Source organism: Bryocella elongata (assembly GCF_900108185.1).
GTDB lineage: Bacteria > Acidobacteriota > Terriglobia > Terriglobales > Acidobacteriaceae > Granulicella > Granulicella elongata.
On the sequence record NZ_FNVA01000006.1, the window covers coordinates 143,027 to 160,947 of the forward strand.

Here is a 17,921-nt window from a genome sequence, read left to right on the forward strand (position 1 = left end):
ATATGCATTCGCAGGAACTTCATCGGGTTCTTCCACTCGGGTTCCTATACTGACCGCAATGCGATGCATCCTGAGGCCGCACCCATGGAACGACTGACTGGCGAGGAGCCTCGTCCGCACCTCCTGACCTTGCTGGGCGCGCTCATCCGCCGGCCGCAGACGTTGTTCTCCGTCTGGAACTGGAAGTCTGCTCTGCTCAGCATCACCCTGCGCGGACCCATCTTCTTCGGCGCTGCTCTCTCCAAGGGCTTCGGTGCGGCGTTTGGCGCCTTACTGGCCGAGACCTTGATCTGCGCACTCGGCGTCGGACTCTACAACGCCCTGGTCCAGACGCTCCGGCGTGCCGAACCCCTGTGGGCCACCGGGGTGCTCCTCTCGCTCGTCTTCCCCGGTTGCGTCCAGGCGATCGAATACACCATCCATCGCCTGCGCGGGACACCGCACCTTCGTACCGCCGCCATCATCTCGCTCTGCGTCAGCGGCATCTCAACGCTCTTCAACTGGTACGCGATGAGAAATGGAGCGTTGATGGTAGGGCCCGATTCTTCAGGCCTGCTCTCAGATCTTCGTCACCTTCCGCGACTCATCCTGGGCTTCGTGATCGCGCCCTTCCGATTCGCGCTTCGAAGGATTCGCGGGTCAACGATACCCGATCCCTCTACGCAACAGATCGAGCCTGGTGGCGCGGTCTAGGCGACTCTCGTCCTGACCAGCGTGACGCCCAGCAGAGCAGCCGCCGCCGGACAGAAGCTTGCCCCCCATCGTTGTGCTGCCAGGCACCTTCGCACGATACTTCCGATCTCGTCGGCGTTCATCAGCCATCTCGGTCCGTTCGTATCCCGATCCTCAGGGTGACGACCCTGCCGTCGGAAGCCAAATGGAAAATTCCGGTTGGTCGCTGCCATCGCCGCGGAATTCGGCGTTCCGCCCGTAGAGCGGACGGCTGAAGAGTTTTCCGCTGCCACGGAACAGCAGAGGACTGACCCGGGAGACTACGGATCCGCTCTCAGTCCATGAAACCCAGACCCTCTTTGAATCTAACGATATAAACTGTTTATTTACAAATGAATACAGGCGATGCGTAAATTCTATTCGTGAACGAAATCGACCTTTCTGCCCGACCTCGTAATCGCGCAAAGCCGCATTTGGGTTGGATCGTAACCGCAACTTCTTGGTTGCGGATTCCATAAAATGACACCGGGCAGTGCGTTGCGTGACAATTCCTTCGGTGGTTCGATGGCTGCTCGGGAAGTGATCTATCAGTTCTATGACTTCGAGCTCTCCACCGCCCGGCGGGAGTTGCGAAAGCACGGCTTGCGTGTCCGCATCTCTAAGGCGCAGATGGGCCTTCTGATTCAGTTTCTGGAACATCCCGGCGATCTGATTCCACGCGCCAGGATCGCAAGCTGTCTTTGGGCCGACACCTCGAATCTCGATGTGCCCAGTGGCTTGAATACGGCGATCAATCGTCTCCGTTACACGCTCGGAGATGATGCCACCAACCCCATTTATCTCGAGACAGTGTCCGGCGTTGGCTATCGGTTTGTCGCACCGGTGCGGGCGTTCGACTCTACCGGTAAGCCCGTCGTCAACTCGGGCTCTCCGCTCGGGGACAGACTCCGTCAACGCTTCGCAAATCGCTTATCTAACAGCGTAAGAAGTTATATATCTGCGATTTGGAGTGCTTTCCGGAAGCCGAGTTCGCGGGGATAGTTGATTCACGCCGTCTTGGTCTCCAGCGGATCATGAACTCCCTCATGCCCTAAATGCATACGCCGGCTGCAGCGCGAACGGCGCCAGCCGACATCTCCTGGTCTATCTCAGCATTTTCGTGGTTCGCTCAGGTGACGGTCGAGAGCAGCAGTCTCAGGAGTAAGAACGATCCCGCCGTACATCCAGGAAAAACAGGACCCGCCCCGCAGGACCGTCCAGTCTAGTTTGATGGTCGGGGCGGAGGGATTCGAACCCCCGACCCTCTGCTCCCAAAGCAGATGCGCTACCAGGCTGCGCTACGCCCCGACGTAACTAATTATCGCATCCACGGACGCGAGTTTCGACACCGCGTGCATGGTCTCAGGCCTCGCTGCTTTGTGGCAGCAGTCCCGGTGGGTTCCCGACGATCTTGCTGCCGGTTCCGCCCACGGCGTCCAGCAGGACCCGATGGTGGATTGTAAACAGCGCCAGCTCCAGGCGATCTCCAACACCCGTCTTGTCGAAGATTGACCGCAGGTAGTTCTTGATGACCTGCTCGCTGTTGTTCAGCTCTTTCGCAATGTCCTTGTTCTTGTAGCCCTGCACGATCAGACCAATGATCTTGAGCTCTTTCGCCGAGAGCCTTGCGCGGGCGCGCTCTCCCACCATGTCGGTCTCGAAGCGGGCAGAAGCGGCGTGCGCAGCCTCCATCACGTATTGGCCGCCGCGCGCCACGGTGCGCAGGCACTTCAGCATCTCGGCGCGGCTCACATCGCGGTACAGGATCCCCTGCACATTCTTCTTAAGGTAGTTGGCCGGGCTGTCCGCCTTCTCCAGGATCACCACGTAGCGGGTGTTGTTCACCTTCGCCTTCGCCATCAGCTCGTCCAGGTCGGCGTCGAGGGAACCGGCGAAGATGACGATGGCTCCCAACGCAGTCTCGGAGGCCTTGTAGAGTCGTTGAAGGTCATCGCACTGGCCGACGATATTGAAGTCGTCCTCGACCACGACGAACCTCGCCGTCCCGGCGCGAAATACAGCGTAGTTGTCGGCGATGATGATCTTCTGGCTCATGCGTTCCGGGCTACCGCCGTCCTCCGCGTCCTCGTTGATCCGGTGCGCGGCCCCGTACTTGGCCTTCAATCCCGGTGGCGAGGGCGAATGACGCCTTCACGAGGTTCAAGTCTAGCAGAGCGTTTGTTTTCATTACCTCCCGCAGAAGGGCTATGGAACCCGCGTAAATACCCGCATTTTGCAGGCATCCCTGCACTCATTCCTGGCATCATCCGGATGTGGCACGCTCCTTCCAACGCGATACCACGTTCGTTGTAGCGGTATCCCCGCAGTACCCACCGTCGGGGGATTCCTGCTGACCGGACGCGGCGATACTCTGCACTCGGATCGCAACTCGCGGACAGGCTCCGCGGCGCCAGGCAGCTGCCTCAGCCGACGGCTATGCGATTCCAGGGAGATACCGCCATGGAGTTCATCTGCCGCACCATTCTCGTCGCCTTCGTAGCGACCGCAGTTGCCATCAGCGTCAACTGGATGCCCAGTCGCTAAGACGATTGCCGTTGGCTTCGCTGGGGCCCGGCAACTCCGTGCCTACGGCATAGCACGGGCAGCGTCTGAGATCAAGCTCCGCTGTGACTGGCATTCCTGTGCCACAGGCTCCCGCAACTCCACCCGGAACTTCCCCCAATCAGATCAAGCGCTTAAAGCCAAACGGCTCCCGAAGCAACTTGGCCGGAATCTTAGCCAGGATGCCAGGCGAGCCGAAATACAATTCTCCGCTTTGAACGCGGCAAGAAGCGGAGAGAGTGACCGTCGACAGTACCCCTCTGTCGGCCCCCGAGGTGCATCACTCCCCCCCTCCTTACTCGGACGAAGAGCTAACTGGACGGAATCGCGCTGTCCAGCTGCGATCCGGCCGAGCTGAAGCTGTTGGCGATGTTGTTGGCCAGTGAAGACATCGCAGCAATGGTAGTCAGGGCTACCAGAGCTCCGATGAGTGCGTATTCAATCAGATCCTGCCCGGATTCCTGATTCCAAAGGTCCCGGAGGAATGCGATTCGCTGTGCCATGAGTTCATCTCCCAATCAGCTTCGAGTCTGTCGAGGCCCTTCGTACAACCTCGTACAGCCTCAAAGTACGACCGGAGGACCCGACGGCACGGCCCAAGTACGACGATATTGCGACAGAGGTAATACCACCTTTGCGGAGTATAGGAGCTTTCGTAACCCTCTCGGCCACTCGCGGGAATCGTTCAGCACCCTGTCGAAATAGCCCAGAACAAAGGTTCTTGGGCCATGCTCAAGGGGTGAAACGCTACCACCAACGCGCCATTGTTTGGACTCCTCATGTCACGGAAACTCGAAGCTGCAACTACCGCAACCGGCCGATTTGTGCCCGGCCCCCGGTAGATCAGAACTGCCTCTCCCGGAGCTTTGGGGAGATCGCACGGTACAGACAGGAGCCATGTCATCATGACCGTCATCTCGCGAACCTCCGCCAGGCGCAAGCTGTTGCTCGCCTCCGGCTTTCTGATGATGGCTTTCCTCCTCCTCTACCTGCGGCCAGGGTCGGGGTGGACTGAATTCCTTATCCTCTCGCTGCTCATCGCCCTCGCGATGCTTTGCTCCGGACAGATCGCTTACCTGCACTCCCGCAAGGTGCTGCGTGCCCTGCGGCTTGCCAAGCGCGAACGCACGCTCTTCAAGGCCGTCGCTGAAAACAGCCAGGGAGCCTTTTATATCTGCAAGCCGATGTGCGACAGCTCCGGCCGCGTCGTCGACTTCCGCATCACCTACGCCAACCGCAAGGCCGAGGAGCTCTTCGGCCGCTCCCGCCTCGACCTCGTGGGCCAGTCAACCTCCGTCATCATTCCGGACTCAGCCCGTTCCGAAGTGGTGGGTGCATGGTCGCGTGTCGCCGTCACTGGCATCGCCGAAGAGCTGGACATGGCGTTCACGCCGCGCAACAGCCTGCCGGCCACCTGCATCACGCGCATCTCGCCGCTGGGCGGAAGCGTCGCAGTCTCGACCCTGCAGAGCAACGAAGAGGCTGTCGCCGCCTCGCGCCTCCAGGAACTCAGCGCCTTCTCGCAGTCCATCATCGAAAGCGCACCGATCAGCATGATCGCCACCGACATCTCCGGCACCGTCATGGCGATGAACTCGGCGGCCGAACGGCTGACCTACTTCCGCAAGCATGATCTCGTCGGCCAGCACTCGCTGCTGCTGCTGCACGACCCCGCGGAGATCTCCGCGCGCACCATTCAGCTCAGCCGGGACCTCGAAGAGCCCATCGCCGCGGGCTTCCAGTCGCTCATCGCCCGGGCGAGCTACGGACAGCAGGACACGCGCGAGTGGACCTACGTTCGCCGCGATGGCTCCCGCGCCAGCGTCAGCCTCACCATGATGGCTCTGCAAACTCCCGACAAGCAGATCACCGGCTACCTCGCCATCGCCTACGACATCACCGAGCGCAAGAAGCTCACCGATTCCATCACGCATATGGCGCACTATGACCAGCTCACCGGTCTGCCCAACCGCGTGCTGCTGAACGACCGCATGGAGCAGGGAATCGAGCGTGCCCGCCGCTTCAATCAGCGCATGGCCGTCTACATGGTCGGCATCGATCACTTCAAGCGCATCAACGAATCACTCGGCCACTCCGGTGGCGACGCCGTCCTGAGCTTCTTCTCGCGCCAGCTGCTCTCCGCCGTGCGCCGCACGGACACTGTGGCCCGTGTTGGCGGCGATGAGTTCGTCGTCCTCATGCCCGACTTCCGCGACAGCGCGGACGCCGCGCGCTGTGCCGACCTCATGATTCAGAAGATCACCACGCCGGTGAACGTCGGTGGCTCGGAGATTCGCGTCAACGCTTCCATCGGCTATTGCCTCTTCCCCGAGGATGGCGACAACGGCGAGACCCTCCTCCGCAACGCGGACGTCGCGATGCACGAGGCCAAATCCGGCGGTCGCGGCCTGGCCGTCGCCTACACCGGTAATCTGCAGCGCGAAGCTGCCGACCGCCTCAAGATGGAAGAAGAGCTCCGTCACGCCGTGCAGAACGGCGAGCTAGAGCTCCACTATCAACCCCAGGTGCGCTGCTCCAACGGTGAGGTCACCGGCATGGAGATGCTGCTGCGCTGGAACAACCCGCGCCGCGGCTTTGTGCCGCCCACCACGTTCATCCCCATCGCCGAAAAGGCTGGTCTGCTCGTCCGTATCGGCGAATGGTCCATGCGCCAGGCCTGCAAGGACGTTGTGAAACTGCAGCGTCAGATGGGACGTGAACTTACCGTCGCCGTCAACCTCTCGGCCTGGCAATTCAGCCAGCGCAACCTCATCGAGGTTGTCACCGAGTCCATCAACGACTCCGGATTGCCCGCGAAGTGCCTCGAGATCGAGATCACCGAGCAGATGCTCATGACCAACTCCACCACCGTCATGGAGACCATGCGCAAGATCCGCGAGCTCGGCGTGACCATCGCCATCGATGACTTCGGCACCGGCTTCTCCAGCTTCTCGTACATCCTGCAGTACGAGGTCGACCGACTCAAGATCGACCGCTGCTTCATCGATCGCAGCACGCAGGACGCAGGCGCTGCCGCTGTCGTCCGCACCATCATCGCCATGGCCCACGGACTCAATATCGAGGTCGTTGCCGAAGGTGTTGAAACCACCGCGCAGATGAACTTCCTGCTCCGTCGCAAGTGCGATCAGGTGCAGGGCTGGCTCTTCGCCCGCGCCGTGCCGATCGAGGCCTTCGCCGCGGTCGTTGAACGCATCGATGCCTTCGTCGCCGAGCAGCAGCGGCTCGCCGTCGAAGACAAGCGCAGCGTCATCGAGGGGCTTCCCGTTACCTCAGATACCGTGCAGAGCATGTTCACGAACGTCGAGGACGACTCCCCGAGCGACGACGACAGTCGCCCGCACCGCCGCATCAGCGATGCACTCCGCGTGCAGTAATCCAATCGAGACCCCAAACGGTAACGCGCCCGAAGAAACTTCTCTTCGGGCGCGTTTGCATGGGAGCTTGATGAAGCTCTACTGCGGATAACGCTGCTGATGCCACTCCCAGGCGCTCGCCAGGATGTCCGCAATTCCGGGCACCTCAGGCTTCCATCCCAGCACCTCATGCGCGCGCTCGCTGCTCGCCACAAGCCGCGCCGGATCACCCGCCCGCCGCGGCTTGATCTCTACAGGAATCGCACGTCCTGTGACCTTCTCTGCCGCTTCGATCAGCTGCTTCACGGAGAAGCCGCTGCCGTTGCCCAGATTGCAGATAATGCTCCCGGGCTTCTCCTCATCCATCAGCGCCTCGAGCGCCAGGATGTGAGCTGCGGCAAGATCTGCAACGTTGATGTAGTCGCGAATGCACGATCCATCGGGCGTAGGATAGTCATCGCCGAAGATGGAGATGCTCGCGCGCCGTCCCATCGCCGCGTCCAGCACCAGCGGGATGATGTGCGTCTCCGGCTCGTGCGCTTCACCACGGCCAGGCAGTGCCCCTGCAACGTTGAAGTAGCGCAGCGCCGCGTACCGCAGCCCGTGCAGCTGGTGAAACCACTTCAGGATGTACTCGACCAGGAGTTTCGACTCGCCATAAGGATTCGTCGGCAAGAGCTTCGCATCCTCGGGAATCGGCACTGCCTCTGGCTCGCCATATACCGCAGCAGTTGAAGAGAACACCAGCCGCTTGGTGCCCGTAGCCAGCATCGCTTCCAGCAGCGACAACGTGGACGCCGTGTTATTGCGGAAGTAGACCTCCGGCTTCCTCATCGAATCGCCGGCTTCAATCAGCGCTGCGAAGTGCAGCACTCCGTCGAACTTCTCTTCGCGCAGCAGCGCTTCCACGCGCTCGCGATCGGCGATGTCGCACTCCACGAACGTAGCGCCTGCCGGTACTTCATGCCGCTTGCTATGGCAAAGGTTGTCGAGCACCGTAACCTTGTGGCCCGCCTGCATCAGGATGGTGGCGACAGTCCCGCCGATATAACCTGCTCCGCCGGTAACGAGAACATTCATGCGTCTTAGACTCCTGCTTTCTTTACAGCCTGACGCAGCGTCTCTGCTGCGCTCTCTGGAGTAATGTCTCGCTGGGGCGATCCCAGCAGCTCAAAGCCCACCATAAACTTCCGCACCGTGGCTGAACGCAGCAGCGGCGGGAAGAAGTGTGCATGCATCACCCACTCCGGATGATCTTCTCCGTCCGTTGGCGCACCGTGAAATCCCATCGAGTACGGGAACGGCGTATCGAAGACCTGGTTGTAGCCCGCGGTCACCGTCTTCAGAATCGCGGCCAGCCCATCGCGCTGGGCTTCGGTCAGGGCAGGTAAGCCGCTCACCGCCGCACGTGGCACCAGCATGGTCTCAAAGGGCCACACGGCCCAGAAGGGCACCAGAGCCACCCACGTCTCGTTCTCTGCGATGATCCGCTCGCCTTCGCTCAACTCCTTGGCGAGATAGTCGATCAGCAGAGGTGATCCATGCTGTGCGAAGTAGTCCTTCTGCGAGGCCAGCTCCAGCGCTGGCTCGTTGGGGATGTGCTCCGTCGCCCAGATCTGTCCATGCGGATGCGGATTGCTCGCGCCCATCATCGCTCCGCGGTTCTCGAAGACCTCGACGTACGCGATCTCTTCGCGTGCGCCGAGCTCCTGTACCTGCCCGGTCCACATATCGACGACGTTGCGGATCGCCGGCACGCTCATCGTCGCAAGCGTCAGGTCATGGCGAGGATCGAAGCACAACACACGGCACACGCCGCGCTCGGTCGAAGCCCGCAGCAGGCCAGCGCCATCATCGAAGCTCGCAGGCGCGACGTCGTCCTTCAGCGCGGCGAAGTCATTCTCGAAGACAAACGTACCCGGATACTTCGGCGTAACGTGTCCGCCGGCACGCGTGTTGCCCGGGCACAGGTAGCAGGTCGGGTCATACTTCAGCACCGCGGGCTTGACGGTATCTTCCGTCTGGCCCTGCCATGGCCTTTGGGTGCGATGCGGCGACACCAGCACCCACTCCCGCTTCAGCGCGTTCCACCGCCGGTGCGGTGTCTGCAGAAAAGATTCTGGAATCACAGCGCAACCTCCACAACTTCAGGATGGCGAGCGACCGCGCCATCGACGGCCTCGCAGACATAGCACGGCGCCTCAATGCCGAAGCGCTCGCGATACGCTGCCTGCAGTGCGGTGACAAAGGCCGGCACGTTCTTCGCCTCGACGAGGCTGACCGTGCATCCGCCAAAGCCTCCGCCGGTCAGCCGGGCGCCGTAACAGCCTTCCAGCGTAAGAGCCGTATCCGCAAGGAAGTCCGTCTCCGCAACGCTGCATTCAAAGTCATCCCGCTGGCTGGCATGCGAACTCACCATCAGCTTGCCGAAGGCCGCAGCATCGCCTGCAGTCATCGCAACGCGCGCTTCGCGTACACGGCCGTTCTCGCTGATGATGTGCCGGCAGCGCTTGTAGGACTCCGTCGACATCTTGTCTTCGCACGCTGCAAGCTGCTCCAGCGTCGCTCCACCCAGGTCCTCGACCTCGGGGAACTGCTCACGCAGCGCCTGCTGCCCGTCCATCACCTGCCGGTAACGAACGCTGTATTCGCCGCTCGCGATGGAGTGCTTCACCATCGAGTTCGTCACCACAACACGCGTCGTCGCGAGCGTGCCCGTCGCGATGGGCAGGTGTTCATAGGCCAGCGTGCGGGTGTTCAGCAGCAGGGCATGTCCAGCCTTCGCGGCCGTGCTCACAAACTGATCCATGATGCCCGAAGGCGCGCCGACGTACTGGTTCTCCGCGCGCCGGCAAAGGACCGCAATCTCTTCCAGGGGAAGCTTGTGGCCGCTGAAGCCCAGCAGCGCCACAGCCGTCGCAACTTCGATCGAAGCCGACGAACTCAGACCCGCTCCCAACGGTACGTTGCCATCGATGTGCAGGATGAACGGTGCGATGTCCAAGCCCAGCGCCTGCATCTGGCGCAGCACGCCGGTCGGATAGTCCGCCCATCCACCCTGCTTCGGGCTGCGGTCGTCACGCGACTGCGTGCGGCGCTCCGGAAAGCTTGCACTGTCGAAGTGATACTGGTCGTCGTCAGCCGGAGTGATCGTCGCGGTGGTCGCGAAGTTGATCGCCATGGGAAGCACGAAGCCTCCGGTGTAATCGGTGTGTTCGCCCAGCAGGTTCACGCGACCGGGCGCGCTCCATGATCCAGCTTTGGATCTTGCGTTGGTTTGCAGCGCGTTCTGCGTCGCCGCTGATGGTTCAGACAAGCCTTGACCTCCACGTGACCCCGATTCGCCGCTCGACGACATGGCGTGCCGCTGCTCACGCGATTCGCACTTCACCTGCTCACCACGCACCGCTTCAAGGGTCTCCGACCATTATGCCCACGCTCACGCCTGATCGGGAATGAAACGTCTTTGCATTGCTGTCCGACAGATAGCGTGGATGTCAGCAGGTAGTCCATTCGTACTATCCAGGCACAGGACACTCCGACTGGTCGCCGCTTGACGGCTCCCCCTCCGCTTCCTACCCTTAGCGCATGAAGCAGGGTGAGAGCCGCAGGTCGTTCCTCAAGCATTCCGTAGCCGCCACCATCGCGGCCACCACCGCCGCAATGAACATGGAATCTGCCGCGCCACCCCCGCGCACGAAGCGCCCCAACATCGTCCTGTACCTCGCCGACCAGTGGCGTTGGGACTTCCTCGGCGTCAACAAGCTGAACGCCTCGGTGCGTACACCCAACCTCGATGCCCTTGCCGAGCGCGGCACCAACTTCACCCACACAGTGTGTAACCAGCCCGTGTGCGGACCTTCGCGCTCCACGCTCTTCACCAGCCGTTACGCCACCGACGCGGGCGTCTGGCACAACGGCCTTCCGCTCAACAAGACGCTGCCCACGCTGGCTGGCGAGCTGCGCAAGGCAGGCTACTCCGCGAACCTCATCGGCAAGTGGCACCTTGCGATCGAAAGCGAGAAAGATGGCGGCGGCCCCGGCTTCGTGAAGCCTGAAGACCGCGGAGGCTTCCTCGATCTTTGGGAAGGCGCCAACGCCCTCGAGCACACGTCACATCCCTACGAAGGCACCATCTGGGACCGCGATGGCAAGCCCATCTCCTACAAGGATCAGTACCGCGTCGACTTCCTCACCGACCGTGCCGAGCGCTTCCTGCGCAGCCCCGAAGCCAAAGAGAAGCCCTTCTTCCTCTTCCTCTCGCAGCTTGAACCGCACCAGCAGAACGACATGGGCCAGCCCATCGGTCCCAACGGCTCCAGGGAGAGGTACAAGAACTCGCACGTTCCGCCGGATCTCCGCGCGCTGCCCGGCACCTGGCAGGCCCAGCTGCCCGACTACTACGGCTGCTGCGAGGCCATCGACACCAGCGTGGGCCGCTTACGCCACATCCTCGAAGAAGAGCACCTCGCCGACAACACGCTTTTCGTCTTCATGTCCGACCACGGTTGCCACTTCATGACCCGCAACGCCGAGTACAAGCGCTCCACGCACAACAGCTCCCTGCGCGTGCCGCTGCTCTTCGATGGCCCCGGCTTCGAGGGCGGCCGCGAGCTCTCGCAGCTAGCTGGAATCATCGACATCGCGCCGACGCTGCTCGAGGCCGCCGGCGTCCCCGTGCCGCCATCCTGGAAGGGCCGCAGCCTGCTCCCGCTGGTCACCAGCGCCGAGGCCCGCAAGACATGGGTGAACGAACAGTACATTCAGATCAGCGAGTCCATGACCGGCCGCGCCATCCGTACCCCCGACTGGACCTACTGCGTCGCTGACCTCACCGGCAACACCAGGGAGCCCGCAGCAGCGAGTTACCACGAGTACCAGATGTACGACCAGCGCAACGATCCCGCGGAGCTCGTCAACCTCTCTGGCCGCGCCGACTACCGCAAGCAGGCGGATGAGCTCCGCGACCGGCTGCTCGCCAGGATGAAGGAAGCGGGCGAGCCTGCGGAGATCGAGCGCGCGAAGCTTTATCCGTAGAGCGTATGCCTCTGTCAGAACGACAAACGGCGCTCCATGCGGGAGCGCCGTTCGCTTCAAATGATGGAGCACCGAATGGGATTTGAACCCATGAATACTGGTTTTGCAGACCAGCGCGTTAGCCACTTCGCCATCGGTGCGTAAAGCTAAGACTTCTAGGGTACAGGGTCCAGAGCCAAGGGTCCAGAAGACTGAACCATCTGAACCCTGGCCCCTAAACCCTGGACCCTTGTTCTTACTGTGGCTGCGCGGTTGTGCGCAGGTAAGGCTTCACGGTCTTGAAGCCAGGAAACTTGATCGCTGCCTCTTCGTTCGAGACCGCCGCCGTGATGATCACATCGTCGCCCTGCTTCCAGTTCGCAGGCGTGGCCACCTTGTGCTTCGCCGTCAGCTGGATCGAGTCCAGCGTACGGATGATCTCGTCGAAGTTGCGGCCTGTCGTCATCGGATACGCCAGCGCGAGCTTGATGCGCTTGTCCGGCCCGATCACATAGACCACGCGCACGGTCGCGTTGTCAGCCGGCGTGCGGCCCTCGCAGCTGTCGCCGGAGTCCGCAGGCAGCATCTGGTACAGCTTCGCGACGTTCAGGTCGGTATCCGCAATGACGGGATAGTTCACCGCCGACCCCGTCACCTCTTCAATGTCCTTGGCCCACTTGCTGTGGTTGTCGGCGGAGTCGAGGCTCAGTCCGATGACCTTCGCTCCGCGCGCGGCGAACTGCTGCTCCAGCGCGCCCACCGCGCCCAGCTCCGTCGTGCACACCGGGGTGAAGTCCTTGGGGTGCGAGAAGATCACGCCCCAGTTGTCGCCCAGCCACTCATAGAAATCGATGGTGCCCTGGGTCGTCTGTGCGGTGAAGTTCGGAGCAACCTCATTGATGCGAAGAGACATTGCGTTTGCCTGCCTTTTTCTCGGGAGCGTACTCCCTGATGTTGAGCTGGCGGCCTCATGTGGCTCGTGATGGCCGTCACGCCGTTCGCTTGCGGTACTGCGCGTTGCCGCAAAGCAGAAGACCCACCCTCGCCTGTGCGGTGGGTGGGTCTGATGTTCGCTTCTTGACGCTTTATCGTCTCGACTCGCTCATCCACGCACCCGCCCGCGCATACACATCGCGCCGCAGCGACAGCAGCGAGTGGCGGGCATCGTGATGGAGCGAGTGAAAGTCATGAGCAATGAAGGTCCAGTCAAAGTTGTACCGCGGCTGATGCTTGGGCCTCAGCAACGAAAGCGGGTTGGCTCTCGCGCGGTGACTTCAAGGTACGGCGAAGCGGCGAAACGTGTCAAACGGGGGCAGCGGGCGGAGCCCGTTAGCCGCTTCGCGGGTAGCGGCTTCGCCGTCAGCGAGCTTCGCTCGTTAGCGTGAGGCTCGAGAGCATCGGCGATGCGGCCTCTATCGCGCAGCGCTAACGCAAAGCGCTACTCTCTTCCCATGCCGACACTCGACTACACCATCCTCGACGTCTTTGCCGAGCGCGCGCTCGAAGGCAACCCTCTCGCCGTCTTTCACGACGGCAGCGATCTGACCACCGAAGAGATGCAGGCCCTCGCCCTCGAGACCAACCTCTCCGAGACCACCTTCGTCATTCGCAGCGGCCCCGATGCGTGTGCCCCAGACGACGATGCCGTGCGCGTGCGTATCTTCACGACGCAGGAAGAGCTGCCCTTCGCGGGCCATCCTACGCTGGGCACCGCAACGTGGCTCTGGCTCAACGACGAGCGCCGCAAGGGCAGCGAGACCATCACGCTCGCGCTGACCGCGGGCCGCATTCCCGTTCGCTTCGCTGCGGACTCCACGCAACACAAGACCAACGCCGAGATGCGGCAGAACGATCCGGTCTTCGTAGCCACGCTCGACCCCACAGAGACCGCGCATGCCCTGGGCCTCGCCGCGGACGATCTGCTGTCTGGCCACCCGCCAAAGGTCATCACGACCGGCATGGCGCAGTGCATCGTCGCACTGCGCTCGGTGGAGGTTCTCTCGCGACTCGCCGTCCCGCAACAGACCGCTGCGCCATGGCTTGAGAGCAAGGGCGCGAAGTTCGCCTACTGCCTGGCTCCTACCGGTGACGCGACGCAATGGCGCGCTCGCATGCAGTTCTATGGCGCGGAAGATCCCGCGACCGGCTCTGCCGCAGGCTGTGCGATCACGTGGCTGGTGAGCGAAGGCCTCGTCGCTGCTGACCAGTTGGTAACCATTACCCAGGGAGTGGAGATGCACCGTCCGAGCGAGTTGCGCGTCCGTGCCTCCTTTGAGGGGGGCAAGGTGTGCGATGTCCGTGTGGGAGGCAGCACCATTCCCGTGGCATCGGGACGCTTTTTCCTGCCATAGTCTCAGGGTTATTCACAGCCTTGTAACTTCAAAACCTCAACGCTGACGCGCATTGGCACATTTGCTCTCCACAAGGCAATCGATGCATAGCCCCATCTTCGTCCTATCTTCGCCGTTGTTTTACGCTCTGCTACCCGTTAGGCTCACCCAAGTCGTCAGCCACCGATTGGTAGGCGACGACTAAGTTTTTCGCCTGATTTACAGACAATTTTTAGGAGAAGCCCGGGAGCGGCTAACTGCGTCGTTTGCAGCGCGCCAACCTCCTCCGTGGGGCCAACGCGACGAAAGGACGCGCTGACCTCTCCCGGTCTGATCCGAACATGAACCGGCCCGCCGGCAAACGGTGGGGCAGGGGATAGCCAAGCTGTGTGCCCGGGAATCGGAGCGCGGCGGGGACGGGATTTCCACGTCTTCCGCAGCCTCCACAGCCCGTGGAAAAACAGCAAAGTAGGTGCGGTCATCGCGATAACGCGGCGACCGCGCCAACGGCTCCCCGCGCCTTATCGATTGCACCTCGTCCGCCCGCCGCTTCATGCCAACTCAACACCCTACCCGGGTGCGTGCCACGAAGCGCCACAACGGCGTTGACGGCCTCGCTCGGCCCAAAAACAGCCATCCGGCCCCACGCAGGCCTCCCGCTACGGCGACCTGCGCACAACGGCAACAAGGAACCGCGCGCCGCCAACCAACGGCCGCGACAAGGACGACAACGATGCGCCCCCGCAAAACCATTCTCTGCGTTGATGACAATGAGCAAGTTCTCTCGATTCGCAAGTTCCTGCTGGAAACCCGCGGCTACCGCGTGCTCGCAGTGACCACCGGCCATGAGGCCCTCGAGATTCTGCGCGACGCTCCCCTGGGCTCTATCGATCTCCTCCTCTGCGACCTCCTCCTGCCCCAGATGGACGGCAACGAGGTCGTACGCCGCGGCAAGCAGCTGCATCCCATGCTGCCCGCGCTGCTGGTCTCCGGCACCGTCACCAGCTTCGAGCGCGCCTCCGCAGCTGACGCCTTCCTGCCCAAGGGCGCCTTCAGCCCCGCCGAGATGCTCGATCGCATCCGCATCCTCGTCACCCGCAAACGCGGCCCCAAGAAGCACGTGCAGCCCGCCGTGCTGGACGACATCGCGATTGCCAGCTAGGGATGAGCCGCTGGCGCGGTTAGCGCTGCGCGTTAGCGGCTTCGCCGTTAGTTTCCTTTCATGGGGCGAGGCAGAGTGCTGTGCGCTCCGCCGTGCTAACCGCGCAGCGGCCAACGCGGAGCGCTCAGGCGCAGCCGCTAACGCGAAGCGCCTCGTCGAAGCTACGCTTCGACGAGCCCATACTTCCTCTGCCACTGCCGCTTCAGCCGCGCCCACACCGCGTCCTTCTCAGCCTTGCTGATCGCTGGATCGGGGCCTTCGGTAAACCTTGCGGCTTCGACCTTGGCCAGCTCCAGCATCTCGCGGTCCCGGACAAGGTCGGCGACGCGCAGCTCCGGCATGCCAGCCTGGCGCGTGCCGAAGAACTCACCCGGCCCCCGCTGCTTCAGGTCGAGCTCGGCAAGCTCGAAGCCGTTTTCGGTGGCCACCATGGCATCGAGCCGTGCTTCGCCCTCGGGGCTCACCTTCTCGCCGGTCATCAGTACGCAATAGCTCTTGTTGGCCCCACGACCAACACGCCCGCGCAGCTGATGCAGCTGCGCCAGCCCAAACCGCTCCGCGTGGTCGATGACCATCACCGTGGCGTTGGGCACGTCGACGCCGACCTCGATGACCGTGGTCGAAACCAGTACATCGAGCTCGCCGCGCTTGAACCGGGCCATCGTCACTTCCTTGTCGTCCGCGCTCATGCGGCCATGCAGCAGCCCCAGCTTCATGCCGCTGAGCGCCCCCTGCTGCAGCTCTTCAAACATCTCGGTAGCGGCGCGAAGCTTCGCGCGCAAAAACATCGCAGGCTGCTTCGGCGCGGCCTTCGACGAGCCTTTGCCCTTGACCACCTTCGTCGCCTTACCCTCAGCAGCCTTCACACTAGCGGCCTTCTTCGCGGCGGCGGCCTTCCTGGCTCCTGTCTTCCCGCTCGCTCCTCGCTCCTCTACAGCTTCAGCTTCTTTCTCCGGAGCAAAGTCCAGCTCCGCCTGGTCGTCGCGTTCGCCCTCGATGATGGGGTACACGATGTAGGCCTGGCGTCCCTGCTTGACCTGCTTGCGCACAAACTCCCACACCTCCCCGGCACGTTCGCCCGGCAAGCGCCGCGTTGTGATCGGCGTACGCCCTGGCGGCAGCTCGTCGAGCACGCTCACGTCGAGGTCACCGTAGAGCGTCAGCGCCAGCGTGCGCGGGATCGGCGTCGCCGTCATCACCAGCACATCCGGCTCTGTGGGAGCTTCGCCCGCGCCTGGCTTTTTCATCAACCGGAACCTCTGCTGCACGCCAAACCGATGCTGCTCGTCGACGATGACCAGCCCCAGCTTCGCGAAGTCGACCTTCTCCTCCACCAGCGCATGGGTGCCGATGGAAAGGTCCGCCTCGCCGCGAAAGATCCTGCCTCGCACCTCGCGCTTCTCGCGCTCGTCCAGCGAGCCCGTGAGCAGCGACACCCGATACGGCTTGCCTGTCGTCGGCGAGACCGCCTCCTTCAGCAGCTTCTTCGCCTGCAGATAATGCTGGGTCGCCAGGAGCTCCGTCGGCGCCATCATCGCGACCTGGTAGCCGTTTTCGATGGCGATCAGCGCCGCCTCCAGCGCCACGATCGTCTTGCCCGAGCCGACATCGCCCTGCAGCAATCGCCGCATCGGCCGCGGGCTGCGCATGTCCCCGGCAATCTCGCCGAGCACCCGCTTCTGCGCTCCCGTTGGCTTGAAGGGTAGGATCTGCTTCAACGCCTTGCGCACCTTGTCGTCCGTGACGAAGCTAGTCCCTTCGCGCTCGCGCATGCGACGACGCTTCAGTTCCAGGCCCAGCTCAAGGTAGAAGAACTCCTCGAAGATCAACCGCCGGTGTGCGGGCGTGATCGCGCTCTGCAGCGCCTCCAGCTCCGTGCCCGCGGGAGGGAAGTGCAGAAACTCCAGCGATTCCATGCGGCCGGGCATCGCCAGCCGCTCGCGCAGCACCGCAGGCAGCGTTTCGATATTTCCGTTCCCGGCGCTGCTCTCAGCAAGCTCACGAAACACCGTCCACATCACCCGCCGTGTCCAGCGCGAGCTCAGCTTCGCCCCCCACGCCGTCGTTCCCCCCAGCGAGTGATACACCGGCACGATCCGGCCCATCTCGAGCATCGTGAACTCGGCGTCCTCGCCGGTTGCGCCTTCAACGGGCAGGATCTCGAAGGTCGGCTGCACGATCTTGAACCGCGTCGAGCCCATCGGAGCGTTCAGCGCGTTGCCGCTGCGCGAGCCATCCAGCTTGCCGTACAGCGCGATCCGCTGCCCCGCGTGGAACTTGTCCTTGAGGTAGGCCGCGTTGAACCACAGGCACTTCACGGTTTCGAAGACCGGAGGCGGCTTCAGCAGCCCGTCCATCGCTGGTTCGGCTGCTGGTTCGGGTCCAATCCCGTCTCTCGGATCTCGAATCTGGCTCTCTTTCATCTCCGGAATGACACCGACCGTCATCTCGAAGATCTGCCCCGACCGCGTCTTGAGGAGCACCGTCCCGCGCACCTCGCCGATCACCGTTGCCATGTCGCCCACCTGGTAGCTCGAAAGCGGGCGTGGATGCAGGCGGTCTTCGTAGCGGAAAGGAAGGTGGTACAGCAGGTCCTCGACCGTCTCGACGCCGCGCTCCGCCAGGCTGCCGGCCACACGTTCGCCGATCCGCCTGATGAACTTGACCGGCGTTGAGAGCTCTATCCGCACGGTTTCGATGGTACTAGCCGACGCTGTGGCAGTTGCCCCCGTGCCTGCGGCGGCAACGTCTTCACATTGCTCACAA

At 62.6% G+C, this 17,921-nt stretch carries 13 protein-coding genes and 2 tRNA genes; 6 read left to right on the plus strand and 9 right to left on the minus strand.

Translation table 11 applies throughout. The annotated features are described in order from the left end of the window. The first annotated feature begins 84 nt into the window (after positions 1-84). Both C4S68_RS16645 and C4S68_RS16650 read left to right on the plus strand, forming a co-directional pair. Entirely contained in the window at positions 85-693 is a 609-nt protein-coding gene (locus C4S68_RS16645) for an MFS transporter (RefSeq protein ID WP_103934239.1), read from the plus strand. A gap of 543 nt (positions 694-1,236) precedes the next feature. Further along, a complete protein-coding gene (locus C4S68_RS16650; protein WP_160115206.1) occupies positions 1,237-1,713 on the plus strand; it encodes a winged helix-turn-helix domain-containing protein in 477 nt (158 codons plus the stop codon). A 229-nt stretch (positions 1,714-1,942) separates the two neighbouring features. Here the strand turns inward: C4S68_RS16650 and C4S68_RS16655 are convergent. From C4S68_RS16655 to C4S68_RS16665, 3 genes are all read right to left on the minus strand, one after another. After that, positions 1,943-2,019 (minus strand) — tRNA-Pro (locus C4S68_RS16655). A gap of 54 nt (positions 2,020-2,073) precedes the next feature. Continuing rightward, positions 2,074-2,766: a LuxR C-terminal-related transcriptional regulator gene (locus tag C4S68_RS16660; RefSeq protein ID WP_103934493.1), complete on the minus strand. Its 693-nt coding sequence runs from the start codon at positions 2,764-2,766 to the stop codon at positions 2,074-2,076. 818 nt (positions 2,767-3,584) lie between these two features. Beyond that, positions 3,585-3,776, minus strand: a complete 192-nt coding sequence (locus tag C4S68_RS16665) for a Flp family type IVb pilin (protein WP_103934241.1) — start codon at positions 3,774-3,776, stop codon at positions 3,585-3,587. A 402-nt stretch (positions 3,777-4,178) separates the two neighbouring features. Here C4S68_RS16665 and C4S68_RS16670 point away from each other — a divergent pair, with 402 nt between their 5' ends. Beyond that, complete coding sequence (locus tag C4S68_RS16670) at positions 4,179-6,668, plus strand: putative bifunctional diguanylate cyclase/phosphodiesterase (protein ID WP_103934242.1); 2,490 nt, start codon at positions 4,179-4,181, stop codon at positions 6,666-6,668. Positions 6,669-6,746: 78 nt separating this feature from the next. Here the strand turns inward: C4S68_RS16670 and galE are convergent, their stop codons facing one another. From galE to galK, 3 genes are read right to left on the minus strand one after another with little or no spacing between them, the layout of a single operon-like run. Then, entirely contained in the window at positions 6,747-7,727 is a 981-nt protein-coding gene (gene galE / locus C4S68_RS16675) for a UDP-glucose 4-epimerase GalE (protein WP_103934243.1), read from the minus strand. 5 nt (positions 7,728-7,732) lie between these two features. Further along, positions 7,733-8,773 (minus strand): UDP-glucose--hexose-1-phosphate uridylyltransferase, encoded by a 1,041-nt coding sequence (locus tag C4S68_RS16680; protein WP_103934494.1) that lies wholly within the window; start codon positions 8,771-8,773, stop codon positions 7,733-7,735. Next, on the minus strand, positions 8,773-9,963 hold the full coding sequence (galK, locus tag C4S68_RS16685; RefSeq protein ID WP_235011663.1) for a galactokinase: 1,191 nt from the start codon (positions 9,961-9,963) through the stop codon (positions 8,773-8,775). Before galK ends, C4S68_RS16680 begins: the two co-directional genes overlap by 1 nt. 272 nt (positions 9,964-10,235) lie before the next feature. Between galK and C4S68_RS16690 the strand changes: the two genes are divergently transcribed. Further along, positions 10,236-11,684, plus strand: a complete 1,449-nt coding sequence (locus C4S68_RS16690) for a sulfatase-like hydrolase/transferase (RefSeq protein WP_103934244.1) — start codon at positions 10,236-10,238, stop codon at positions 11,682-11,684. A 64-nt stretch (positions 11,685-11,748) separates the two neighbouring features. Here C4S68_RS16690 and C4S68_RS16695 read toward each other — a convergent pair. After that, a tRNA-Cys gene (locus C4S68_RS16695) sits at positions 11,749-11,824 on the minus strand. Between the two features lie 95 nt (positions 11,825-11,919). Beyond that, positions 11,920-12,576, minus strand: coding sequence for a peroxiredoxin (locus tag C4S68_RS16700; protein WP_103934245.1), 657 nt, complete (start codon positions 12,574-12,576; stop codon positions 11,920-11,922). A gap of 538 nt (positions 12,577-13,114) precedes the next feature. Here C4S68_RS16700 and C4S68_RS16705 point away from each other — a divergent pair. Together C4S68_RS16705 and C4S68_RS16710 are read left to right on the plus strand one after the other, a co-directional pair. After that, a complete protein-coding gene (locus tag C4S68_RS16705; RefSeq protein WP_103934246.1) occupies positions 13,115-14,014 on the plus strand; it encodes a PhzF family phenazine biosynthesis protein in 900 nt (299 codons plus the stop codon). 712 nt (positions 14,015-14,726) lie between these two features. After that, a complete protein-coding gene (locus C4S68_RS16710) occupies positions 14,727-15,155 on the plus strand; it encodes a response regulator (protein ID WP_103934247.1) in 429 nt (142 codons plus the stop codon). A 161-nt stretch (positions 15,156-15,316) separates the two neighbouring features. Here the strand turns inward: C4S68_RS16710 and recG are convergent, their stop codons facing one another. Continuing rightward, positions 15,317-17,791, minus strand: a complete 2,475-nt coding sequence (gene recG, locus C4S68_RS16715) for an ATP-dependent DNA helicase RecG (RefSeq protein ID WP_235011664.1) — start codon at positions 17,789-17,791, stop codon at positions 15,317-15,319. Positions 17,792-17,921 lie beyond the last annotated feature (130 nt).